We start from the raw sequence: 22116 nt of genomic DNA on the forward strand, positions 1-22116 counted from the left end.
GACAAAGGACGAAAGTATGAAAGTTCACCTCCTCGCAGCGGGCGACGTGGCCGTGGCCGTGGCAGAGCGGCTGACAACGGTGCTGCGCGCCGCGGGCGACGTCACCGTAACCGACCGCGTCGCCGACGGCCGCGGACTCGACCCCGCCTTGTGGCCGCATCCCGACCTGCGCGTCGTCGTCGCGTGGCGTGAGTCGGCGGAGCTTGTCGAGGCCGTCGATCGCTCCTCCGCCGAGACCGGTGTGCCCACAACGCAGGCGGTTCTCGTCCATCCCCGGCTGCGCGTCGGACCGACCATCGTGCCGCGCGCGTCCGGAGGACCCTCGAACACGATCGGAGGGTGCCAGCGCTGCCTCGACCGGCGCCAGCGCCAGCACGATGGCGGGATCATCCGGGCCGAGGCGTTGTGGCGGCACTACGCTGCGGAGCCGGCCGCCGGCCCCGTCGGCTACCTGCCGCACCACGTCTCGATTGCCTCAGTGCTCCTCGCGGGCGTCGCTGCGGCGGCGCGAGAGGGCCGGCTCCTTGAGGAGCGCAACGTCGTCCGCACCGTGCACCTGCTGAACGGCACCACGCACCGTACCGAGCTCATCCCTGTGCACGGCTGCGACCGCTGCGGGGTGACGCGCCCGGATGCGTCCTGGTCGGCGCTGTCGACCGAGCTCGCCGCCGTCGGCGCTACCCTCACCGCCGTTCCCGACAGGAGTGGTACCGATGTCTGAATCCGGTGTGCTCGCCGCGGAGGCGATGGGGCTTGCGGCGCTCAATGATCCCCAGTTCCGTCTCCCTCGTCGGCCTCGACTGGCTCCGGGCCTGGTCGTCGTGCCTGGTGACGACTGCGTGCTTGTTGAAGGCGGGCCGTCCCGACAGCTGCTCGGCGGGCGCTCGGCGAGTGCTGTGCTCGGCCGCCTGCTCCCGCTGCTCGACGGTTCTCGCTCGGTTCAGGAGCTGGCCGTCGCCACGGATCGGACCCCGCAGGACACCCACTCGGCGGTCGCCCTGCTCTACGCGAGCGGCCTGCTCGAAGACGCACAGGATGCCCCCGACGTCGCTGATGCCGACCCGGCCGCCCTCGCCTTCTACTCCCGCTCTATCGACTCGACGCGCATCAACGCCTCGGGCGCCGAGGCCCTGCAGCGTCTGCGCGCCCGCCGGGTGCTGGTGGTCGCCGGACCGACGGCCACCGGACTCGCCGCAGCGTTGGTCGACGAGCTCCGACGCACGGAACTCAGCGACGTCGAGCTGGCCGAGCCGGGTACGGTGCCAGCGGTCTCGGGCCGGAGTCTCCTGGTCATCGTCGGCGACTCGGCGCAGCTGCGGCGCGATGCCGAGCGTGCTGCCGACGCCGGCGTCGGCGTGCTGCCTGTACGCCTGAGCGGTCGCCGCCTCTACTACGGCCCGTACGTCGACCCGTCCTACACGGTGCGGTTCGACGACCTGGCCGAGCAGATCGCGGCCGAGGACCACCACGACCCGTCGGCCGACGATCAGCCGCTGGCCGCCGCGCTCGTCGCCGGCGAAGTCACGACCCTGCTCTCTCGAGTCGGCACGCCGCTCTCGCAGCAGTCGCTCGTGCGCCTCGACCTCGAGACGCTGGTGCAGGAACGCCTGGTGGCGGTCCCCTCGACGGCCGACGGCATCCCGCTCGCCTACGCCTTCGAGGCGTCGACCGCCTTCCCGCCGCGCGCTCTCGCCTCGCTCAAGGACCACCAGGTGCACTACAAGCAGTCAAACCTCGCGCTGCAGCGCGAGTCGAAACGCTGGCCCAGCGCGCCGACCCTGCCACTTGCCGAGCGCGCCGTCTCGAAGAGCCCTTCCCGGGAGGCTCCTGCGCCCCTGCCCGATCCTGAGGCGCCCGCCACGGTGGCCGCGCTGTCCGCGGGCATCCTCTCGGACATCGTGATCCGCACCGCGGGGAACCGTGAGAGCGGGGGCCCGCGCGAAGGGAAGGTGCGCCGCTGGGCTGCCTCGGGGGGCAACCTCGGCTCGGTGCAGGCCTATGTCCTGGCGCGGAGAGTCGACGGCCTCGCCGCCGGCGCGTACGGGTACCAGCGCGGCGACGATTCCTGGGCCGAGCTGCCGTGGGCCGATCCGGGAACGCCGCTCCCCGGGGCGCCACTCGAGGCGGACGCCGTCCTCGTGCTCACCGGAGCGCTCGGCCGCGTCGCCTCGAAGTACGCCGCGTTCGCCTGGCGCATCGTGCACCTGGATGCGGGAGTCGCCGTGACCCACATCCGGCTCCTCGCCGCGGCACACGGCCTCCGCGCCGTCGCCGCTCCCGCCTGGGACGACGACGCGATCGCGGGGCTGCTCGGCCTCGATATCACCGTCGAACCGGTGACAGCTGTCCTCTCTCTCTTCAGCGCAGGCTGCCCAAGCGCACCGTCTCCGACCGGAGGAACCCCGCGATGACCAGGATCCCCGCACGCGACGCAGTCCCCGCCGAGCGCATCCGGCCCGCTCCCACCGCGGCCGGTGGACTCCGCACCCAGCATGAGCTGATCAGCGAGCTCCAGCACAGCGTGCGACTTTCACCCGACCAGCTCGCGGTCCGTCCACTGCCGATCGGCGTCCGCCGACCACTGGTGCAGGGCGTCTCTCCCGTCGCGCTTCCTGCCGTGCCCGTCCCGGCCGAGGGCGCACACCCTGCCTGCGGGCTCGACGACGTGATCGAGCATCGTGAATCGGTGCGGTTCTACGGCGAGCAGTCGGTCGATGCGGCGGTCGTCGCGCGGATCGTCCGGGCCGGACACCGCGCCGACGCCGCCACCTGGCCCGGCGAGGCGGGTGCAGGACTCGGCATCGAGCTGCTCGTCGCCGCCCGTCGGATGACCGGCTCTGCACCCGCGATCCTCCGCCTCGACGGTGATGCGTTCGTGCCGCTGGCGGAACTCGACGAGGACACGGCCGAGGACCTGGTGCTCCAGATCGAGTACGCCTGGTCGCCCGTGATCCTCATCGCAATCGCACCTCTCGCCGACGCGCTCGACCGCTGGGGTGATCACGGGGAGCGCCTCGTGAACACCCGTGCGGCAGCGGCCGTGACGGCCGCGCTGCACGAGGCCTGCTCCCTCGGCCTCGTAGGGAGCCCGTTCGCGGGCTTCCTCACCTCTGGACTCCGTCGACTCCTTGATGTCGACGGTTATGCGAACGCTCAGCTGTTCGCCGCCTCCCTCGGGCACCCGCACCCCACCACCACAACCGAAAGGACTAAACAATGACCACCACCACCTCTCAGGACGAGCTGTTTTCGGTCGATATAGAGGGCCTCGGCGTCGCCGAGCTGCCGAGCGACGCCGCCCTCGCCTCGCTGAGTTCGGCCTCGACCGCTGGCTCCGCCTCCTGTCCCGGCTCCTCCGCCTCCACTGTGGGCACCGTCGGCTGCGTCGGCTGATCCGCGGTTCCCACTCCCTCTCTCAGAAAGGACAACGTTCATGTTCACCAGTACCAGTACCAGCCTGACCGCACAGGACCTGACCGCACAGGACCTCGACGGCGACCTCGGCGTCGAAGAACTGAGCAGCCAGAGTGCCCTGGGCACATGGGGCTCGGCCGGCACCTTCGGCTCGGCCGGGTGCCCTGGCTCGACCGCGAGCAGTGCCGGCACAGCCTCCTCCTTCGGCTGATCCGTCCCCTTCTCGTCAACGTACGTATTTCTCTCCCTCATCGAAAGGACAACATCATGACCCTGAACTCCAACGAGAACCAGGACCTCTTCGCCGCTGACCTCACCGTCGAAGAACTCGACAACCAGGTAGCGGCGGGTTTCACCACCGCAGGCTCGTTCGCGACCGGTAGCTCGGCCGCTTGCCCGGCCTCGTCCATTTCCACCGGCAGCTCTTTCTCGAGCGCCGGCGACTGAGCGGGGAGTGCCGTCCGCCGTTCCGGCGGACGGCACTCGCCACCCGGCCTCACCCCCCGCCCGCACCGTTCACCCCCGCCCGCACCGTTCACCGAGGAGGAGTAGCGTGGGATCAGAAAACGTCCTCCACAGCCCAGCGTCTGCGACTGAGGACGCACCCCTGGACTGGTTCCGCAACGCACACCCGCGCCTCCGCGAAGACGTGGAGCTGCTTGAGGGCCTCGACGGGAAGCCGCTCCTTTACATCGGCGCCACCGGCCGCTACCTCGCGATCGGTCGCGACGTCGTCCCGCTCCTGCCGCTCTTTGACGGCGTCACTACCGGTGCGGAGCTCGTCGAGCGCCTGCGCGGCGACCGAGATCCCGAGCAGGTCGCCACCCGCGTGAGCTGGCTCGCTCACAGCCTGCGCCAGGCCGGCGCGCTCGAGGAGCCGCCGGCCCGGGTCGGCGTTCGCCGTGGGCTCGCGCGTTTCATGCGCCGCGAGCACCTGCTGCGCCTGCCGCTCACCCGGAGCGTCGGACTCGTCCTCGAGCCGGTGGTCGCGCCGCTCCGGGCTATCCCTGGCCCCCGTCTCGCCGCTCTCTGGATCACACTGGCTGCCGTGGGCGCCGTCCTCGGAGTCGTGGCACTCGCCACGGCCGGCGCCAACTGGCGCCTCCCCGCCCACGCCTGGCTGCTGTATCCGCTGATCTTCGCGCAGATCGCCGCGCACGAGCTGTCGCATGCCCTCGTCTGTCAGTACCTGCGCGTGCCGGTGCGCGAAGCGGGGATCGGTTTGATGCTCTACGTCATGCCGGTTGGGTACGTCGACCGCACCGACGCCTACCGAGTCGCGGACCGTCGCTCCCGCGCCTTCCTCTCGTCGGCCGGTCCTGTCAACGACCAGCTCTGGTTCGGTGCCGCGGCCGTCGTCGCGATGACGGTGCCCGGTGAGCCAGGCGACCTCGCCTTCATGCTCCTGATCTTCCAGGCCTTCCTCACTGTCATGAATCTCAACCCGGTGACTCCCTCGGATGGTTACCAGGTCGTCTCGGCGTTCGCCGGCGAGGTGAACGTCCGCGGTCAGGCGCTCTCCTACCTCACCCACCGGCTCCTGCGGATTCCGCTGCCGCCCGGAGTCGCCGCACTCACCCCGCGCCGCCGCCGCTTCTACCTCGGTTACGCCGTCGCCTGCCTCCTGTTCCTCGCTCTGCTGGTCGCGGGCGTCCTGCGCACCCTCCTAGGGCTCGTGGAGGTTCTCTCGTGAGCGCGCCCGTTCCGGCGCCCCTTGCCGCTCCGTCAGCCCGCACGCCGAGCGTGCGCTTCGCTCGTGTGGCCGGTCTCGACGCGGGACGCCTCCCGCTGGCAGCGGAGGGCGCGGACGAACTCTCCGCGCAGCTCCAGGTCCTGGAGTCGCGGCTACCCGGGCTAGGCGACGCCGCGAGTGACGCCCTGCACCGCCTTGTGCCGCTCCTCGACGACGACCGCCCGCTTCGTCGAACGGTGCTTGCCCTGCGCCGCTCGACGCGCTCCACCGCTCCAGCTCCCCTCGCGCCCGCGGTGCTCGACCAGATCCTGGCTGCACTCGCAGAGCGCGCCTCCGAGGCACCAGTCGCCGCCTGGGCGGCGGCCCTCGCGCAGCGCGCCGAGCTCGCCGACCGCCTCCACGACGCCGTCGATCGGGGTGTCGCCCGCACCGGTGCTGCGCTCGCCGCTCTCCGCGACGATCCCGAGATAGTGGGCGCGATCGCCGATGCCAGCCCCGATTTCGCTGCTGCCCCTGGACGGAGTGCGCTGAAGCCGGGCCGTCACGCGACGCGGAGCTTGCTCTCCTATGCCACCCGCGCCGCGTTCAAGACGAGCCCGTTCGGCACCCTGACCACCGTCGGACTCGCGGGCGCGCCGTCGCCGTCGGCTCCGGCGGTCGGGATCACTCACTCCTACGCCGCGGCGTGGCTCGACGTCTTGGCGCGCGACGAACGCGCCGCGACCGCGTTTGAGATCGAGCCGCTGCGCACGGGAGGTCTCGATTCAGTGTCGGAGCCGGTCGCGATCCCCGAGCTGATCGAGAGCCGCGACTTCGTGTGGCGTCGCACGCTACGGGTGGCCCTCCGCGGCTCCGGCGCGGTACTCGAGGCGCTGCAGCGCGTTGGACGAGCGCCGCTCAAGCGCGTCTTGGAGGAGATCGGCGGCGATGACCCCTTCGCCGCCTACCTCCGCATGCTCGATGCCGGTCTCTTGCGGGTGGTCGCACCGTGGGGCTACGCGGAGCGCCACGCCCTCAGGGCGCTCGCCGCGCGTCTCGCCTCCGCCGTCCCCGACCACCCGGCCGCCGCCCTCCTCGCCGAGGTGGTCGTCGAGGCGCGTGCCGTGACGGGCCTCACCGGGAGGGAGCGCGGCCGTCGCCGAGCGGCGCTGCGCGATCGCGCCGACCAGGCGCTCGCCGCGTGGGGCGTGGCGCCGGGCCACCGGCGCTTCGAGGTATACGTCGACGCCGCTCCCGCGATTGCGATCCCGGGGCCCTCGCCCGAGCTTGAGGCCGAGATCCAGCGCTTCACGGCCTCGGTCCGCCGCAGCACGATCCGCTCACCGGCGTACGAGGCGCTCGTCGCAGCGCTCGTCGACCGCTGCGGTCCCGGCGGCACGATTGACGACCCGTGGCGCTGGCTGCTGGCAGCGGGCGCCGATGAGCAGCTACAGGAATCGCTGTTCGCTCGCCCCAGTGCGGCACGCGCACCGGCGTCCCGGCCGCTCGGTCGGTCGATGCCGCCCGTCACTGCGGCAGTGGCCTTCCAGGTGGTGCACGGCGATGAGCCCCTGATCGTCATCAATCAGCTCCACAGCGGACAGGGGGGACTCGTGAGCCGCTTCGGCGCTCTGCACGACGGGCTCCGCCCGCTCCTCGCCAAGCGGGCGCGACGCCTTGCCCGGGGCGCACTGGCGGTCGAATTCGTGCCGTCCTGGGAGGTCAACGGGATGCAGGCCGCCGCGGCGGGCACCCTCCCGCGCCTGTCGCTCCCGGTCGACGCGCCGGTAACGGAGGATCGGGTCGCCGCGATCGACTTCACCCAGCTGCGCCTGCGACATGACCCTGCGACGGAGTCGATCGAGCTGTTGACCGAGGACGCAATGCCGGTCGTTCCCTTCTACCTCGGCCTGGTGCCTGCGCATTTGCTCAGCGGGCCGGAGCGGATCCTCGCGGTGCTCGCCGACCCGTGGCAACTGCCGCGGGTCGGCGCGCCGACAGTCGCGGCTCTCGCCGATCTGGATCGAGTGGTCCGCCGCCCTCGTCGCGTCAGCGGGAGGATCGTTCTTCGCCGTGCGGTCTGGACCGTTCCGACGGCCCTTCTGCCCGCGCTCGACGGCGATGATGCGGAGCTCCTGCACAAGATTGGTTGCTGGCGGCGCGCCCAGGGAATCCCGGCACAGGTGTTTGTGCGCCTCGTCCGTGTACGACCTGTCCTCGACCCCGTCGGCCACAAGCCCGTCCCGATTGATCTGCGCAGTCCGTACTCGCTCAGTCTGCTCCTTGCGACACTCGCCGACGCCCGCGGTCGCGACGAGCTGCGCGGGGTCGAGATCACGGAGGCGCTGCCCGCGCCGCACGAGTTCGCCCGTGCCTCCGATGGCTCCCTCCGCGCCGTCGAACACGTCGTGCTGAGTGAGGACGAGGACGAGGTGGGCATCGCGGCAGCGGTCATAGGAGAGAGGGGCAGACGATGACGCTCCTCGGCTCTGCCCCGCGACCCCTCGACGTGGCCGCGGCCCCACAGTGGTGGTACGCGCGCCTCTACACCGGAGGCGTCGATGCGATCGACGACGTGATCGCGGAACTCCTGCCGTCGCTGCTGGCCGAGGTACGCGCGCTGGACGCGAGCCGGTGGTTCTTCCTCCGTTACGTCGATCCGAGCGGGCCGCACCTGCGGTTGCGCGTCTTCGGCCCTGGGGCGAGCCTCGACCGGCTCGTCCGTGTCTCCCGCGATCTCTGCACGCACCTCGAACTCATTGTGAGCGCGTCTCGCTCCCCACGGATCGAACTCGTTCGCGGTGCGAATGCCGCGGTCTTCACCGGCTCCGGGGATGCTGTTGGCCTACGCCCGGCTGTCTACGAGCCCGAGACCGACAAGTACGGCGGACTCGACGGCGTCGAATTGGCGGAGCGCGTCTTCGAGTTCTCTTCGGAGCTGGCGCTGTGGGGCGTCGCTGAGTACGAGAAGGGGGCTGACCGGGATGCGCTCGCGGCGCTCCTGCTCGCCGACGGGGCCGGTGCGCTCGCCCACGGTACCCGCGCTCAGGAGTGGCCTGCGCGCCGCGCCGTCTCGTGGCTCCGGTTCTGGCAGATCCACGCCGAGTGGTGGACGGGTGCCGTCTTCGGCGACGAGACGGTGCGCGCGGGGCTTGATGCGCACGTCTGCGCTCATCGGAGTGCTGTGATGGAGCGTCTGCGACGTACCGCGGTGCAACCTGGAGTGGAGGCGTGGCGCCGTCGGTGGTTCCGCGCGGTCGACGACTACCTCACCGCGGCCGGTCGGCTCGGGGTGCCGCGCACACCGCAACACCTCGTGTTCCATCAGAATCATCTCCTGATGAACCGACTCGGGTACCTTCCGCGCGAGGAGGCTCTGCTCGGGCTTCACGCGCGCGACTGGGTTGCCCTATCGGGTGATCCGACCACGGCGGCACCCCGATCATCTCCTGCATCTGCCTACGCTGCCGCATCCGTACCCCGACCTGTACCCGGGTTCGCGACGAAAAGAGAGAATTGATGATGAACTCGACTACCGTCCGGACTCCGGTTGCCGCCCGCACCACCGCTGTCTCGACGGTCGGAGCGGTGGCCTTGCTGTCGCGCTGATGAACACCCTCGCTGCTACGACGCCGATGTTCCGGCTCGGTGGCGCGTTGGTTTTCGCCAGAGCGTTATTCGTCTTCGCCGCCGAGTTCGTGGTCCTGGCGATCGTGTCCCTGCGCAGAGGGCACCGCACTGCCTGAGCGACCGCTGCTCATCGGGCGACCTCCCCACCCCGGTCGCCAATCAGGCATGCGTGCGTACGCTTTCCCTGATGATCTCCGCGTACGAGTAGATCTCGTCGAGGGAGGCGATCGGGTGTCGGGTCTCGTTCTTCTCCGCGTCGAACGTGCCGAGGTACTTCTGCTTACGGTTGAAGTGCAGGCGGGCGACCGGTTTGCGGTTGTTGTCGTCCAGGATCACCGCGAAGTACGATTTCGCGTCTCTCTGCGCGATCCGATTCACCTTCACCTCGCTACAGGCGATGGCCTTGATAATCTGGAAGCCCTCAAGTTCCTCCAGAGTCGTCTCGAGGTCGCTCTGCTCCTCGAGTTCCTCCTCGACGACGGCCTGACTGGTGAGTGACTGCTCTGCTGCAATCGCCTCGGTGCCAGGGAAGTTGGGCGCACCGAGAGCGGTCTTCAGTCGCTCATTGACCTGTTCGTTGAGGAATTGCTTGGACGCCTTCGACACCAGTGCCGAGAACTGCTCTCGCACCTTCTGCGTGTAGGAGCCTTCGTAAACCCGGGTGGTGAAGAACTTGATCCACTCGTCGCTGGGGGCAGTGAACTGGGTGCCGAGCTCCCGCTTCAGCTGCCCAATGTATTTGAGTTCGCCCGCCGCGCTGATGATCGAATCGAGGTCGAAGACCTCCTTGGTCAGCTTCGTCAGCTCGGGGATGAGCGTCTCGTCGATGTCTGTCAGGTCCAGCACGAGGAACGGCTTCGCATCCATGCGGTTTGGAGCGTCGAGGTCGGTGTAGAAGTGGTATTGCTCTCCGTTGGTGAGGACAGCGATTCTCGCACTGGTGACTGCGAAATAGCGGAATAGCTGCGAGGCGTGCTCGAGGCGTAGAGGTTCCGCGGACTTCTTGCATTCGATCAGCATCTGCACGGCGCCATTGTGGACGATCGCGTAATCGATCTTCTCGCCCTTCTTCACTCCGACATCCGCGATGAATTCGGGCACAACTTCGAGCGGGTTGAAGACGTCGTAACCGAGGATTGTCGAAATGAACGGCATGATGAACGCGTTCTTCGTCGCCTCCTCCGTCTGGATGTTCTCGCGCTGCTGGTGGACCTTCGTCGCCAGAGCGATGAGTCGTTCGGTGAATTCCACGGTTTCCCCCCTGGTGCAGCTGAGCATGACATCCATGCAGACGAATGCTCTCCGATCGAGGCCATTCAGCGCCACCCCCTTCCGTGGGTCTCCTCCCGTGCCACCCGCTGTGGCAGCGCGAACACCGTCTCGACTCCGGGCGAGTACAGCACCGAGTCCGGCGCCCGGGACGCCAGCCCCGGGAAGCCCGCCGCCTCGAGGAGCCCGTCGTCGAGGGCCAACAGCTCTGCGCGGCGCAGCGGCCACGGACGGTGCAGGTTCCGTCCGTACCAGGTCGAGCCCAGGTGTCGCTCGTGGTAGGCCCAGCGTGCGGTGAGGAACAAGGCCAGCGGATCATCGCCCGTGGGCTCTCCGGGGCGCACGACGATCCGGGAGTGGGCGGCCGCGTCCGTGTGCCGGATCGTGTCGTAGATCACCGCGCCGTGGCGGCGCTCGATACTCATTCGCGCCCATCGGTAGGGGAGCCCGAACATCGCCTGCGCCGTCAGCACGGGCACCAGGTGCGCCGCGTCGAGTGAGACGAAGACGACTCCCCGACGCCCGTGTTCGTCGACGGAGTAGAGGCGCACGTTCACCTCGGGGAACGTGCCGAGCCACGGCACTCGCGGTCCGCCCAGGAAGGCTGTCCGCGAGAGTTGGAAGGGGATGAGTCCTACCCAGGAGGAACCGTCGTGCTCGTCCGGCCTGGTCCCGGGCGGCAGATGGGGCGCCACCACTGCAGGGTCCACGCGCCAGTGCAGGAATGTCGCCTCGGTCCAGCGCTGCCGCAGGATGCGCACTCCGCCGAGCGGGGGCGCGGAACGGGTGACGGGTTCGACAGAGCTCACGCGGCCATCGTGCTCTCGCGTGCTGCGAGCACGCCTGTCGCACTGCCCAGATGCGCCACACGGTCTCCGAGCGCGGCGCAGGCGAGCGAGCCGGGAATGGTGCAGGCCTCCCGCGGACGCCACGATGGCCTCATGACACATACCGCCTCCTCTGCACCGCCCTCCACGAGGGACGCCGTCCTGCTCTGGGCGGCGATCGTGGTGACCGTCCTGCTCTGGGCGTCGGCGTTCGTTGGGATCCGCGCCACGACCGAGGATTTCGGTCCTGGTGCGCTCACCCTGGGCCGCATCGTGGTCGGCTCGCTGGCGCTCACTGTCGTCCGGCTCGTCCTCTCCGCCCGTAGGCGCCGCTCGGCCACTGCTCTCGATCCGCGGACCGCCGTGCCGCGGGGCCGCGTCCTCGTTCTCGTGCTGGCCTGGGGAGTCGCGTGGTTCGGGGTGTACAACCTCTCGTTGAACGCGGCGGAACGGCATGTCGATGCGGGGACGGCGGCGCTGCTGGTAAATATCGCGCCGATGATCACCGCTGTGCTCGCCGGGCTGCTGCTCGGTGAGGGCTTCCCGCGGCGGCTGATTGCGGGGATGGTCGTGGCGCTGACCGGTGTCGGAGTGATCGCGTTCTCCACGTCGACCGGGCAGTTCGACGTGATCGGAGTCGTCCTGGGCCTGGTCGCGGCCGTCGTCTACGGGAGTGCCGCGACGCTCCAGAAGCGCCTGCTGGACCGGATTGACGCGCCGACGATGACCTGGCTGGGGTGCCTCGCCGGGACGCTCGCGTGCCTGCCGTTCGCGCCGGAGCTGATCGAGGCGCTCCGCACCGCGCCGGTCTCCTCCGTCCTCGCGGTCATCTATCTCGGGATCTTCCCGACAGCGGTCGCCTTCACGACCTGGGGCTACGTCCTCGCCCGGTCCAGCGCGGGGCGAACGGCCGCCTCGACGTACGCGGTGCCCGCGGTGGTCGTTCTGCTGTCCTGGCTCGTCCTCGGTGAGACTCCGCCTCCCGCCGCACTGCTCGGCGGTGCGCTCGCCCTGGCCGGAGTCGCGGTGGCGACGCTGCGGAGGCGTCCCCGCGCGACCTGAGCGTCGACGGATGCTCCTCCACAGCCACCGGATCACGCCGACTCGTCCGTCCCCGCGGCTCCCCGGGATCGCGCGGGAGGGCCCGGGATATGCTGTGGGACGTCCATCCCAGTCGGCGCCGAGCGCCAGGAACGGTGAGGATCCCGATGACCGAGGCCCTGCAGCAGCCCGTCCAGAACGCCCTCTCGCTCACGCCTCCGGAGCCGGTGGCGGCGGTGCCGACCACGTCGGCGCCGTCGATCGCGCCGAAGGTCCCGGAGGCGGCCCTGCCCGGCCTTGAGGCGAAGGTGGACGGCTACCTCGATACGCTCCTGGCGACGGAGGTGCGCAGCCCCGAATTCGCGACCCGGGCCAACGATATCCGCACGATGGGCGACGCCGACATCCGCTCGGCCGCTGACTCGTCGAATCGGCTGCTGAGCACGCCGGTGCGCGCGCTGAAGGAGGGCGGGCTCTCCGAGGGGTCGACCATCGGCACGACGCTGCTCGAGCTGCGTCGCACGGTGGAGGACCTGGATCCGTCCGAGGACAACGTGCAGAAGAAGATCCTCGGCTTCATCCCCTTCGGCAACAGGATCACCGACTACTTCCGTCGGTACGAGAGCGCCCAGTCGCACCTCAACGCCATCATCCAGGCCCTGTACGACGGGCAGGACGAGCTGCGGAAGGACAACGCGGCGCTCAACCTCGAGAAGCAGAACCTGTGGGAGACGATGTCGCGTCTCAACGAGTACATCTACGTCGCCGAGCGGCTCGACGTGAAGCTCTCGGCGACGATCGCGGAGCTTGACGCGACCGACCCGGAGCGGGCGAAGACGCTGCGCGAGGACGTCCTCTTCTCCGCGCGCCAGAAACACCAGGACCTGCTGACCCAGCTCGCCGTCTCGATCCAGGGTTACCTTGCGATCGACGTCATCATCAAGAACAACGTCGAGCTGATCAAGGGCGTCGATCGCGCGACGACCACCACCGTGTCGGCGCTGCGCACGGCGGTCATCGTCGCGCAGGCGCTCGCCAACCAGCGTCTCGTCCTCGATCAGATCACCGCGCTCAACACGACCACGTCGAACATGATCGAGGCCACCTCGCGCATGCTCGCCGACCAGTCGGCCTCGATCCAGTCGCAGGCCGCCTCCGCCACCGTCGGGCTGCCGCAGTTGCAGGCCGCGTTCGCGAACATCTACCAGACGATGGATTCGATCTCGGACTTCAAGATCAAGGCGCTGGACAGCATGGCCCAGACCGTCGGAGTCCTCCAGACCGAGACGGCCAAGGCGGGCGACTACGTGGAGCGCGCTCGCCGCAGCAACTCGGACATCGACGCGGCGTCCTCGCTCGATCTCGGCCGCTAGCCGATGGGCTGGTTCTCCCGACTGTTCACGGGCGCCCCTGCGGAGCCGGAGGAGACCGCGCCCGCTCTGCCGCGCGTCCCGACGAGCGAGGACATCCTCGCGGCGCTCGACCGGGTGAACAGTCGGACCGAGGGGCAGGTGCCCGGGATCGTCGCGGCCCGCATCCAGCGGATCGACGAAACCGTCCGCGAGATGGTGCCCCGCCTCGACCGCCTCGGCGGGATGAGCAGGCAGGGCCACACCGTCGTCTCGACCGCGACCAGCTACCTCCCCGAGGCGGTCGAGGGGTACCTCCGACTGCCGAGGGACTTCGCCGACCGCCGCGCTGTGCACAAAGGAAAGACCTCGCTGATGATCCTCTGCGACCAGCTCGACCTCCTCGGGGGCACGCTCGACCGCATCTCGGACGCCGTCTCGCGCCAGGACGCCTCAGCGCTGATCGCACACGGGCAGTTCCTGGCGGAGAAGTTCACGGACTCCTCGCTCTCGCCGAGCGGTCTCGACGCGCCCCCGCAGCCCGGTGCCCCGTCCGGGCCCGGCTCGCTGACCCCGCCGAATGCCTCGTGACCGCGCTCGCTCAGGCACTCGACGCCCTTGTGCTCGCGGGAGTAGCCGCGGGTCTCGACGCCGCCGTCGTCCGCGAGGAGGGTACGCGGCTGGCCGCCGCCGTCGCTGAGTCGATCCGCGGGGCCGGCCAGGACTGGCTTGCCGCCACCGGCGAGACGGGCGGCTTGGAGGCCTTCTTCACCGCTGCCTCGAGGGGTCGGCGCTGGCGGTCGGCGCCGACGGATCAGCTCTCCGCGCTGGCCGGTGCGGGGTCTTCGCACGCCTCCGCTTATGCGCGCGCTCTGACCGAGGTCGTCTCCGCCGCGAGCGCGCTCGGCGACCCCGACATCGGGGGTATCGCCTCGGCCTCCGCGACGGCTGCGGCCCAGCTCGCCGCGGTCCCGGGGCCCGGGGAGCGACCCCGACGGGGAGCGGAGCAGCGGGCCCCGCGGACGGCATCGGCGGCGTCACTTCTGCCGGGCTTCCCGCGGGCGTTCCCGGGGTCGACGAGATCATTGCGCGCCTGCGTCGCACCGAGCACGACGGCCCGCAGGACGAGGCGGCCCCCACCGCCGCGCCCGAGCCCGCGCCCGAAGCGGAGCCGCTCGACCCGCCCGAGTCCATCGACGACCTGCTCGCCGAGCTCGACGCCCTGATCGGCCTCGACCGGGTGAAGAGCGAGATCAAGCGGCAGACCCAGCTGCTCCGGATCGACACGCTGCGCCAGGCCGCCGGGCTCAGTACGCCCACGCTCACGCGCCACCTCGTCTTCACGGGGAACCCCGGCACGGGTAAGACGACGGTGGCGCGGCTGGTCTCGCGGATCTACCGCTCGCTGGGCATCCTCTCCCAGGGTGTGCTCGTCGAGGTCGACCGCTCGGAGTTGGTGGCCGGCTACCTCGGGCAGACCGCGACGAAGACGGCCGAGGTCATCGCCTCGGCGCGCGGCGGGATCCTCTTCATCGACGAGGCGTACGCGCTCGCGCTCGATCAGTACGGGGCGGAGGCGGTCACCACCCTCGTGAAGGACATGGAGGATCACCGGGGCGACCTCGTGGTGATCGTCGCCGGCTACTCCGGGCCGATGCAGGGCTTCCTCGAGACCAACCCCGGTCTCGCCAGCCGCTTCTCGACCACGATCGACTTCGCCGACTACTCCGACGACGAACTCTCGGCGATCTTCCGTCGGCTGGCCGCCTCCGCGGACTTCGAGCCGACGGAGGCGGCGCTCGCCGCGTTCGCCGAGCTCGCGTCGGCGCAGCAGCGCACGGAGGCGTTCGGCAACGGGCGCTGGGTGCGCAACGTCCTCGACGCCGCGATCACCCGCCACGCCTGGCGCCTGCGAGACGTGGAGGAGCCGACGCTGGACGAGTTGCGCATCCTGCTCCCGGAGGACGTCGTGGAGAGCCCGGCCGACGCAGGAAGCCCGGCCGACGCCACTGGTGCCAAGACCACCGACAGCGGCCTCGGGCCGCCCACCCCCGAAAGCCCCGAGGAGGAGACCCGATGAGCACCGCCCAGGCCGCGCCACCCGCGCAGAGGCTCCCCGAGTCGCCTCTCGTCCAGGTCGCCAACCGCCCTGCCCGGCGCAGACCTTCCCTCCTCGCTCGTGCGACCGCGACGACTCCGGGCGCGCTGCGCCTCCTCCTCGCGCTGACGGCGCTGGCCGCCGTCCTCTTCGGCGTGTTCGCGCAGCAGGCCGGAGCGATGCAGGCGCGCGCCGCGACGACGGCCAGGGAGCAGTCGACTCAGCTCCTGGGCGTGCAGAACGTTCGGACGCTGCTCGTCGATGCGAATGCGATCGCGGCGAACACCTTCCTCGTCGGCGGGCTCGAACCGACCGAGCTGCGTGCCTCCTACGTCGCCAGCCTCACCGGCGCCGCGTCGGCGATCGCCGGGCTGTCGGCCGCCGAGCCGGCCGACACCGAAGCCCTCGCCCGCGTCGCCAGCAGCATCACCACCTACAGCGGCCTGATCGAGCAGGCTCGCGCCAACAACCGCCAGGGTTTCCCCGTCGCGTCGGCGTACCTCGATCAGGCGTCGGCGGCGCTCTCGGGCGAGGGCGGCATCCTCGAGGACCTCGACGGGCTAGTCAGCTCCGGCGCCGACCGGGTCGCGGCCGCCTACGACGCCGTCCGCTGGAGCGTCCTGCTGGTGATCGGCTCGCTGGTGATGCTGGTTCTCCTCCTGGCGGCGCAGGTCTGGCTGGCCCGGCGCACCCACCGCTACCTCAACCGTCCGCTCGCGACCGGCACGGCCCTTCTGCTCGTCCTGGGCATCGGCGGTGCGCTCGCCTACGGATCGGTCGCGGCGAACGCGGGAACCGCCCGCGTCGAGTCGTACCGCGAGGCGCTCACCGTGTCGAACGCCCTGATCGCCGCGAGCGACGCCAAGTCGCTCGAGAGCTTCACGCTGATCAAGCGCGGTTCCGGTGCGGCCCTCGAGGAGCGGTACACGCAGGCGGTCACGTCGGCGCGCGACAAGCTCTCGGGCGACCTGCGGGACGAGTCGGCGCGCACGCGGCTGGTCGACGAGTTCGGGCAGTGGCAGTTGTTCCACGCGGAGATTCAGACGGCGGACGGGGCCGGGAAGTGGGATCAAGCCGTTCGCGTCGTCACGGCGACCGGGACCGGCACGCCGAACGACCTCTTCAGCACCTTCTCCAGCGACGCCCGCGAGGTGGTGCAGGAGAAGGCCGCGGCCACCGCCACGACGCTCGACCGGGGCGCGGAGTTCTCGTCCCTGGTCTCCTGGGTGCTGCTGGCGTCGGGTCTCGCGGGCGCCGTGTTCGCCTGGCGAGGTGTCGCTCAGCGACTGGAGGAGTACCGATGAACCGGTTGCGCGCCGCCGCCCTCGCCCTGGCCACCGCCGCGGCTCTCGTCCTCACCGGCTGCAGCACGGGGGCCGACGACCTGGGCGCGCCCCTGGCCGCCGTGACTCCGACGGAGAGCTCCGCTGCTCCTGCCGCCCCGGCCGCCGCGGACTGCTCGCCCTCGGCCGTCACCTCCTATGCTCCGACCGGTGTGACCGACAGCACCCGCCTCGCTCAGATCCGCGGACGCGGGACCCTGCGCGTCGGCGTCTCGGCCGACACGCTGCTGATGAGTGCCCGCAACCCCCTCACCGGAGCGATCGAGGGCTTCGACGTCGACATCGCCCGCGAGGTCGCCCGCGCGATCCTCGGCACCGATGCCATTGACTACGTCGTGATCACCTCCGCCCAGCGCCTGCCCGCGCTCACCGGCGGCGACGGCGCTCCCCAGGTGGACCTGGTCGCCCGCACTCTCACGATGACCTGCGACCGCTGGAGCTCGATCGCGTTCTCGGCGGAGTATTACGACGCCGGCCTCAAGGTGCTCGTCTCGGACAACCCAGGGGGCGTCCCGGTCACCGGCATCGGCGACCTCGACGGCAAGCGGGTCTGCGCACCGAGCGGCACGACGACGCTCAGCCGGATGCAGAACGACTATCCGGAGGTGAATGCCGTCGAGGCCGCCACGCATTCGCAGTGCCTCGCGCTCTTCCAAGCCGGCGAAGTCGATGCCATCGCGGGTGACGACACGATCCTCGCGGGATTCGTGGCGCAGGACCCGTACGCGAAGGTCGTCGGCGACGCGCTGAGCTCGGAGCCCTATGGCCTGGGGCTGCCCGCCGACGATCCCGACTTCGTGCGCTTCGTCAACGCCGCGCTCGAGAGCATCCGTAGCGACGGCCGCTGGCAGAGCATCTACGAGCGCTGGCTCGGGGTTCTCGGCGACGCCTCGCCTCCGGCTCCGGTGTACGGCCGATGAGTAATGGTCTCGTGGAGGGGACGCCCGTCGCTCCGGGGCGCCTGGGCGAGGCCGCTCCGCAGCGCGAACTCTTCGAGTACCTCGCCGCGCTCACCCGCTGGCTCCAGCGGACGACGCGCGAGCTCTCGCGTCTGGACGCCGCCGCTCTGGCGTCGCCGCACGCCGAGAACTACACGGCCGACGTGGTGCTCGCTCAGTCGCTGCGTGAATCCGTCACGCGGCGTCTCGCCGAGCTCGAGGTCGTCTGGGACTCCGGTCGCGTCGATGTGGTCGCCCGGGAGCGGATGTCGCAGTTGATGTGGGGGCGCCTCGACGCCTCCGGGAGCGGCGCCGTCTCGCTGGTGGAGGCCGTGCGCCTGTGCGACGCGGTCGTGGGGCAGCTGCGCTCCCGGCTCGAGTTCGACCCCAGCGGCACCGACGTCGCCGGGCGGATCGTGGGGGTGCGCGCCGAGATCGAGCGCTGCCGCGACCTCGCTCGCGACGGCGGCGGCACCGTCGATCGCGCGCGAGCGGAGCGGGTGGACGTGTTGCGTTCCCGGCTCGACGCGCTCGCCGAGAGGGCGGGGCGGGGAGCCGACGTGTCGGGGCCGCTCGGACAGCTCGAGAGCGACTCCGCCCGCCTCGAACGTGACCTGATCATCGCCGCGTCCACGCGGCGCGGACTCGAGCGCGATCGCCGTCGAGCCCGCGAGCTGGCCGAGGCGGCCGAGCGCCGTGAAGCGCCGCTGCGGGAGCTGGTGGCCCGATGCCGTCGCGAGATCGCCGACCCGCCGCGCCTCGCCGTGCCCGACGTCTCGCGCCTAGGAGAGCCTCCGCTTGGCCGCGAGGAGCTCGACGCGCACCTCGTCCGACTCACGGCCGTCGGCCGAGCCTTCGACGCGGTCGAGGCCGCGTACACGTCGCCGCTGCGCGAACGCGCCGCCCTGGGCTTCCGCCTCCGGGCGCTGCAGGAGCGCGCCGAGGGCAACGGCCGAGCTGCCACCCCGGTCGCAGTCGCGGCCGCGGAGGAGGTGCGCGCCGCACTCGAGGCGGTGCCCTGCTCCGTCCCGCTCGCCCGCCACTTGGTCGAGCAGTACGACGTCGTCACTCGCGACCTCCCGCCTCACGACCCCGTGCACCACCGGAAGGCCACCCCATGAACGGCGCCCCCTGCACCGCGACCCCCGGCTGCCCGGGCACGATCGAGGACGGCTACTGCAACGTCTGCGGCCTTCCGCCCGAGGAGGTTGCCGCGGCGTCCGCTCCCACCGCTCGTCGCGCCGCGCCGGCGACGGCTCCGGCCACCGCATCCGGCGCCTTCGGCACCGGCTTCATCGAGGGCACCCCCCGCCCAGCGGCATCCGGTCCCGCGGAGGAGTCGGCGACCGCGCGCAGCACCCGCACCTCCTCCGCCCGCCTCGCCACCGCGGCCCTCGGCTCCGCCCGCACGGCGCAGACCGGCTCGAAAGTCACCCGCCGTGTCGGCACCACCTCGACCCGCCTGCGCGGCCCGCGCCTGGGTGCCGGGCTGACCACCGTGCCCTCCCGCCCGGCCGCCGATCCGATGGCCGCGCTGATGACCGAGGCGGTCCTCCCCGAGCGCAAGCGATTCTGCTCGCACTGCGGCACCGCCGTCGGCCGCGGACGCGACGGGCGGCCCGGCCGCACCGAGGGCTTCTGCGCCAACTGCCGCACGCCCTTCTCGTTCACCCCGCAGCTGAAGCGGGGCGACGTGGTCGGCGGGCAGTACGAGGTGGTCGGCTGCCTCGCCTACGGCGGCCTCGGCTGGATCTTTCTCGCGCGCGACCGGAACGTCTCGGGACGCTGGGTCGTGCTCAAGGGCCTGCTCAATTCCGGCGACCCCGACGCCTACGCGGCGGCCGTCACCGAGCGCCGGTTCCTGGCAGAGGTCGAGCATCCGCTCATCGTCGAGATCTACAACTTCGTTCTGCACGACGGCGCCGGCTACATCGTGATGGAGTACGTCGGCGGGCCGAGCCTCAAGCAGATCCTGAAGGAGCGGCTGGACGCGAACGGCGGCGCCGCGAATCCGCTGCCGGTGGATCAGGCGCTCGCGTTCGTGCTCGAGCTGATGCCCGCGTTCGCCTACCTGCACGATCAGGGTCTTCTCTACTGCGACTTCAAGCCCGACAACATGATTCAGATCGGCGATCAGGTCAAGCTGATCGACCTGGGCGGCGTGCGTCGGATCGACGATGAGGACTCCGCGATCTACGGAACCGTCGGCTATCAGGCCCCGGAGGTCGCCCACCTCGGGCCCTCCGTCGCCTCCGACGTCTATACGATCGGCCGCACGCTGGCCTCGCTCGTGCTCGACTTCCGCGGCAACCAGACCACCTTCGTCGCCTCGCTGCCGCCGGTCTCCGAGACGCCGCTGTTCCAGCGCTACGACTCCTTCTACCGCCTGATCGCGAAGGCCTGCGCACCCGATCCGCAGGACCGCTTCGCGAGCGTCGACGAGATGCGCGGCCAGCTGCTCGGTGTGCTGCGCGAGGTCGTCGCGACCGACCGCGGCCCCGGGCACCCCGCGCTGCACTCGACGGAGTCGGCCCTGTTCGAGGCGCCGGTGGCCGACGTGGTCGACCGCGTTCCGCCGTGGGATGCGCTGCCGGCCCTGCGGCGCGACGAGTCCGACCCTGCCCGGTCGTGGCTCGCGGGCGTCAACGTCGCCGACCCGATCGTGCGCCTGCGCGCCCTCGCTCTCGCGCCCACCATCACCGTCGAAGTGCGGCTCGCCCGCGCCCGCGCGGCGATCGAGGCCCAGCGCTGGGAGGAGGCGGCGCGCGCGACCGGCGAGATCCTCGCCGAGGACCCGTGGGAGTGGCGGGCGGTGTGGATGAGCGGTCTCGCGCAGCTCGCTCGCGGTGACGAGGTCGGCGCCCGCGCCTCCTTCAACACCGTCTACGGGCAGGTCCCCGGCGAACTCGCCCCCAAGCTCGCGCTGGCCGCGGCCTGCGAGGCGAGCGGTGAGCCCGAGGTCGCCGAGTCGCTCTACGTGATCTGCGCCCGCGCCGACGCGAACTACACAGCGCCTGCCGCGTTCGGCCTCGCCCGAGTGCGGCAGCTGCGCTCCGACCTCGACGGAGCGCTCGACGCGCTCGACATCGTCGCCCCCACGCGCTCTTCCTACGCCGATGCGCGCCGCCGCCGAGCGGAACTGCTGGCGGAGTCGGGGCGCGGTCTGCCCTCGCTCTCAGCCGCCCTCGCCAGCGTCGACTCCGTGTCCATCGACCAGCGGACCCGCCTCGAACTCACCACGCAGGTCCTCGCCTCCGCGCTCGAGCTGGTGCAGCGCGATGGCCCCGCCGAGGGCGCGAACCTCGGCGGAGTCGAGGCGAACGAGGTCGCGATCCGCGACGGCCTCGAGGCCTCCTTCCGGGCACTCGCCGCCTCCACCCGCGAACACGACAAGCGCCTGCACCTCGTCGACCGGGCCAACGAGGTCCGACGGTGGACGCTGACGTGAGCGCCGCGCTCTCGACTCCTTGCCCGACCTGTGGCGAGCCGGTTACCACGGGCGACGCGTTCTGTGAAGCCTGCGGGACGCCGCTGATCGTCGCGGCCGCCGCCTCCGTTCCTCCCGTTCCGGTCGGGGTAGCCGCGACCTGTGTCTTCTGCGGCGGAGTGGTCGCCGAGGACGGCTACTGCGAGCAGTGCGGCCGCCCGGCGCCGAGCGAGCGCGAGCACTGGGCGGAGGCGCCGCACCCGCTCGTCGGCGGCGTCTGTGATCGCGGGCTCCGGCACCCCGCCAACGAGGACGCGATGGCGATCGGAGCGACGGCCCTCGCGGACGGTGCGCTGCACACGGCGCTGCTCGTGGTGTGCGACGGGGTCTCGTCGACCCCCGACTCCGACCGAGCGTCGCTCGCCGCGGCCCGCGCCGCGCTCAGCGCGCTCCAGGCCGAGGTCGGCGGTGAGAGCGTCGGAGCGGACCGCTGGCGCGCGCTCCTGCAGATGGCGACCGCGCGCGCTTCCGGAGCGATCGAGGCGGCTCTGCCCGGAAAGCGGTCGAACCCGCCCTCGTGTACGTTCACCGCGGCAGTGCTCGACGGGGCGCTGCTCGTCACCGGCAATGTGGGCGACAGCCGCAGCTACTGGATCCCTGACGCCGGCGAGCCCCGTCAGCTGAGCGTCGACGACTCCTGGGCGCAGGAGCAGATCGCGTCGGGAGTGCCGCGGGAGCAGGCCGAGACGGCGCCCGACGCGCACGCGATCACCCGGTGGCTGGGCGCCGACGCGCACGATGAGGAGCCGCGGGTCGCCGCCGAGGAGCTGACGGAGCCCGGCTGGGTGCTGGTCTGCTCCGACGGGCTGTGGAACTACGCCTCCACCGCAGACAACCTCGCGCGCGTGTTTCGGGAGGCGCAGGAGCGGGTGGGCGCCGACCCGGTGGCACTCGGGGAAGCTCTGGTCGCCTGGGCGAACGAACGTGGCGGGCACGACAACATCACGGCGGCGCTGGCCCGCTTCATCCCCGCCGACGCCGGGCCTGTCGGTTAGCGTCCCCCATCCGTCCAGCGCCCCCGCTCACGCTGGACGGATCCGCGCACCTC

Annotated in this window: 21 protein-coding genes; 19 read left to right on the plus strand and 2 right to left on the minus strand. The window is 71.1% G+C overall.

What is annotated here, in order from left to right; genetic code table 11:
• The first annotated feature begins 16 nt into the window (after positions 1-16).
• From C1O28_RS00930 to C1O28_RS00970, 9 genes are all read left to right on the plus strand, one after another.
• Positions 17-721 carry a hypothetical protein gene (locus tag C1O28_RS00930; RefSeq protein ID WP_097166262.1) on the plus strand — a complete coding sequence of 235 codons (705 nt, stop codon included), beginning with the start codon at positions 17-19 and terminating at the stop codon, positions 719-721.
• Entirely contained in the window at positions 714-2411 is a 1698-nt protein-coding gene (locus C1O28_RS00935) for a nitroreductase family protein (RefSeq protein ID WP_102063255.1), read from the plus strand. The genes C1O28_RS00930 and C1O28_RS00935 overlap by 8 nt, the downstream gene beginning before the upstream one ends.
• Positions 2408-3220 (plus strand): hypothetical protein, encoded by an 813-nt coding sequence (locus tag C1O28_RS00940; RefSeq protein ID WP_097166264.1) that lies wholly within the window; start codon positions 2408-2410, stop codon positions 3218-3220. The genes C1O28_RS00935 and C1O28_RS00940 overlap by 4 nt, the downstream gene beginning before the upstream one ends.
• A complete protein-coding gene (locus tag C1O28_RS00945) occupies positions 3217-3393 on the plus strand; it encodes a thiocillin family RiPP (protein WP_104248796.1) in 177 nt (58 codons plus the stop codon). The genes C1O28_RS00940 and C1O28_RS00945 overlap by 4 nt, the downstream gene beginning before the upstream one ends.
• Before the next feature lie 40 nt (positions 3394-3433).
• Entirely contained in the window at positions 3434-3625 is a 192-nt protein-coding gene (locus C1O28_RS00950) for a thiocillin family RiPP (RefSeq protein WP_097166265.1), read from the plus strand.
• A gap of 56 nt (positions 3626-3681) precedes the next feature.
• The gene (locus C1O28_RS00955) at positions 3682-3861 is read left to right on the plus strand and encodes a thiocillin family RiPP (RefSeq protein WP_097166266.1); all 180 of its coding nucleotides are present in this window, start codon (positions 3682-3684) and stop codon (positions 3859-3861) included.
• Positions 3862-3967: 106 nt separating this feature from the next.
• The gene (locus C1O28_RS00960; protein ID WP_097166267.1) at positions 3968-5107 is read left to right on the plus strand and encodes a zinc metalloprotease; all 1140 of its coding nucleotides are present in this window, start codon (positions 3968-3970) and stop codon (positions 5105-5107) included.
• Positions 5104-7563 (plus strand): hypothetical protein, encoded by a 2460-nt coding sequence (locus C1O28_RS00965; RefSeq protein ID WP_097166268.1) that lies wholly within the window; start codon positions 5104-5106, stop codon positions 7561-7563. Before C1O28_RS00960 ends, C1O28_RS00965 begins: the two co-directional genes overlap by 4 nt.
• Entirely contained in the window at positions 7560-8606 is a 1047-nt protein-coding gene (locus tag C1O28_RS00970) for a lantibiotic dehydratase C-terminal domain-containing protein (protein ID WP_097166269.1), read from the plus strand. Before C1O28_RS00965 ends, C1O28_RS00970 begins: the two co-directional genes overlap by 4 nt.
• Before the next feature lie 269 nt (positions 8607-8875).
• On the opposite strand, the gene C1O28_RS00975 is transcribed toward C1O28_RS00970, so the two are convergent.
• A complete protein-coding gene (locus C1O28_RS00975) occupies positions 8876-9967 on the minus strand; it encodes a type I restriction endonuclease (RefSeq protein ID WP_097166270.1) in 1092 nt (363 codons plus the stop codon).
• 65 nt (positions 9968-10032) lie between these two features.
• The gene (locus tag C1O28_RS00980; RefSeq protein ID WP_243392050.1) at positions 10033-10794 is read right to left on the minus strand and encodes a YqjF family protein; all 762 of its coding nucleotides are present in this window, start codon (positions 10792-10794) and stop codon (positions 10033-10035) included.
• Between the two features lie 132 nt (positions 10795-10926).
• Between C1O28_RS00980 and C1O28_RS00985 the strand changes: the two genes are divergently transcribed.
• The 10 genes from C1O28_RS00985 to C1O28_RS01025 all read left to right on the plus strand — a co-directional run bounded on the left by C1O28_RS00985 (position 10927) and on the right by C1O28_RS01025 (position 22063).
• Positions 10927-11874: a DMT family transporter gene (locus C1O28_RS00985; protein ID WP_237398081.1), complete on the plus strand. Its 948-nt coding sequence runs from the start codon at positions 10927-10929 to the stop codon at positions 11872-11874.
• A gap of 146 nt (positions 11875-12020) precedes the next feature.
• Complete coding sequence (locus C1O28_RS00990; protein ID WP_097166272.1) at positions 12021-13226, plus strand: toxic anion resistance protein; 1206 nt, start codon at positions 12021-12023, stop codon at positions 13224-13226.
• Between the two features lie 3 nt (positions 13227-13229).
• Positions 13230-13793, plus strand: coding sequence for a hypothetical protein (locus tag C1O28_RS00995; RefSeq protein WP_097166273.1), 564 nt, complete (start codon positions 13230-13232; stop codon positions 13791-13793).
• Positions 13790-14428 (plus strand): hypothetical protein, encoded by a 639-nt coding sequence (locus C1O28_RS15500; protein WP_244210504.1) that lies wholly within the window; start codon positions 13790-13792, stop codon positions 14426-14428. Before C1O28_RS00995 ends, C1O28_RS15500 begins: the two co-directional genes overlap by 4 nt.
• 14 nt (positions 14429-14442) lie before the next feature.
• Positions 14443-15282, plus strand: coding sequence for an AAA family ATPase (locus C1O28_RS15505; RefSeq protein WP_244210505.1), 840 nt, complete (start codon positions 14443-14445; stop codon positions 15280-15282).
• Positions 15279-16604: a hypothetical protein gene (locus C1O28_RS01005; RefSeq protein WP_097166275.1), complete on the plus strand. Its 1326-nt coding sequence runs from the start codon at positions 15279-15281 to the stop codon at positions 16602-16604. The genes C1O28_RS15505 and C1O28_RS01005 overlap by 4 nt, the downstream gene beginning before the upstream one ends.
• Complete coding sequence (locus C1O28_RS01010; RefSeq protein ID WP_097166276.1) at positions 16601-17563, plus strand: glutamate ABC transporter substrate-binding protein; 963 nt, start codon at positions 16601-16603, stop codon at positions 17561-17563. The genes C1O28_RS01005 and C1O28_RS01010 overlap by 4 nt, the downstream gene beginning before the upstream one ends.
• Entirely contained in the window at positions 17560-18702 is a 1143-nt protein-coding gene (locus C1O28_RS01015) for a hypothetical protein (RefSeq protein ID WP_097166277.1), read from the plus strand. The genes C1O28_RS01010 and C1O28_RS01015 overlap by 4 nt, the downstream gene beginning before the upstream one ends.
• Positions 18699-21029: a serine/threonine-protein kinase gene (locus C1O28_RS01020; RefSeq protein WP_097166278.1), complete on the plus strand. Its 2331-nt coding sequence runs from the start codon at positions 18699-18701 to the stop codon at positions 21027-21029. The genes C1O28_RS01015 and C1O28_RS01020 overlap by 4 nt, the downstream gene beginning before the upstream one ends.
• Positions 21014-22063 carry a PP2C family protein-serine/threonine phosphatase gene (locus C1O28_RS01025; protein ID WP_097166408.1) on the plus strand — a complete coding sequence of 350 codons (1050 nt, stop codon included), beginning with the start codon at positions 21014-21016 and terminating at the stop codon, positions 22061-22063. The genes C1O28_RS01020 and C1O28_RS01025 overlap by 16 nt, the downstream gene beginning before the upstream one ends.
• Positions 22064-22116 lie beyond the last annotated feature (53 nt).

The sequence above is a fragment of the Rathayibacter rathayi genome, assembly GCF_004011095.1.
Lineage (GTDB): Bacteria > Actinomycetota > Actinomycetes > Actinomycetales > Microbacteriaceae > Rathayibacter > Rathayibacter rathayi.

Bases quoted from the DNA above. Each gene is read 5' to 3' on its own strand.
- C1O28_RS00945 (WP_104248796.1), top strand. From the start codon at position 3,217: ATGACCACCACCACCTCTCAGGACGAGCTGTTTTCGGTCGATATAGAG.
- C1O28_RS01005 (WP_097166275.1), top strand. From the start codon at position 15,279: ATGAGCACCGCCCAGGCCGCGCCACCCGCGCAGAGGCTCCCCGAGTCG.
- C1O28_RS00940 (WP_097166264.1), top strand. From the start codon at position 2,408: ATGACCAGGATCCCCGCACGCGACGCAGTCCCCGCCGAGCGCATCCGG.
- C1O28_RS00985 (WP_237398081.1), top strand. From the start codon at position 10,927: ATGACACATACCGCCTCCTCTGCACCGCCCTCCACGAGGGACGCCGTC.
- C1O28_RS00995 (WP_097166273.1), top strand. From the start codon at position 13,230: ATGGGCTGGTTCTCCCGACTGTTCACGGGCGCCCCTGCGGAGCCGGAG.
- C1O28_RS01015 (WP_097166277.1), top strand. From the start codon at position 17,560: ATGAGTAATGGTCTCGTGGAGGGGACGCCCGTCGCTCCGGGGCGCCTG.
- C1O28_RS00930 (WP_097166262.1), top strand. From the start codon at position 17: ATGAAAGTTCACCTCCTCGCAGCGGGCGACGTGGCCGTGGCCGTGGCA.
- C1O28_RS00935 (WP_102063255.1), top strand. From the start codon at position 714: ATGTCTGAATCCGGTGTGCTCGCCGCGGAGGCGATGGGGCTTGCGGCG.
- C1O28_RS00990 (WP_097166272.1), top strand. From the start codon at position 12,021: ATGACCGAGGCCCTGCAGCAGCCCGTCCAGAACGCCCTCTCGCTCACG.
- C1O28_RS01010 (WP_097166276.1), top strand. From the start codon at position 16,601: ATGAACCGGTTGCGCGCCGCCGCCCTCGCCCTGGCCACCGCCGCGGCT.
- C1O28_RS00955 (WP_097166266.1), top strand. From the start codon at position 3,682: ATGACCCTGAACTCCAACGAGAACCAGGACCTCTTCGCCGCTGACCTC.
- C1O28_RS00970 (WP_097166269.1), top strand. From the start codon at position 7,560: ATGACGCTCCTCGGCTCTGCCCCGCGACCCCTCGACGTGGCCGCGGCC.
- C1O28_RS00950 (WP_097166265.1), top strand. From the start codon at position 3,434: ATGTTCACCAGTACCAGTACCAGCCTGACCGCACAGGACCTGACCGCA.
- C1O28_RS01020 (WP_097166278.1), top strand. From the start codon at position 18,699: ATGAACGGCGCCCCCTGCACCGCGACCCCCGGCTGCCCGGGCACGATC.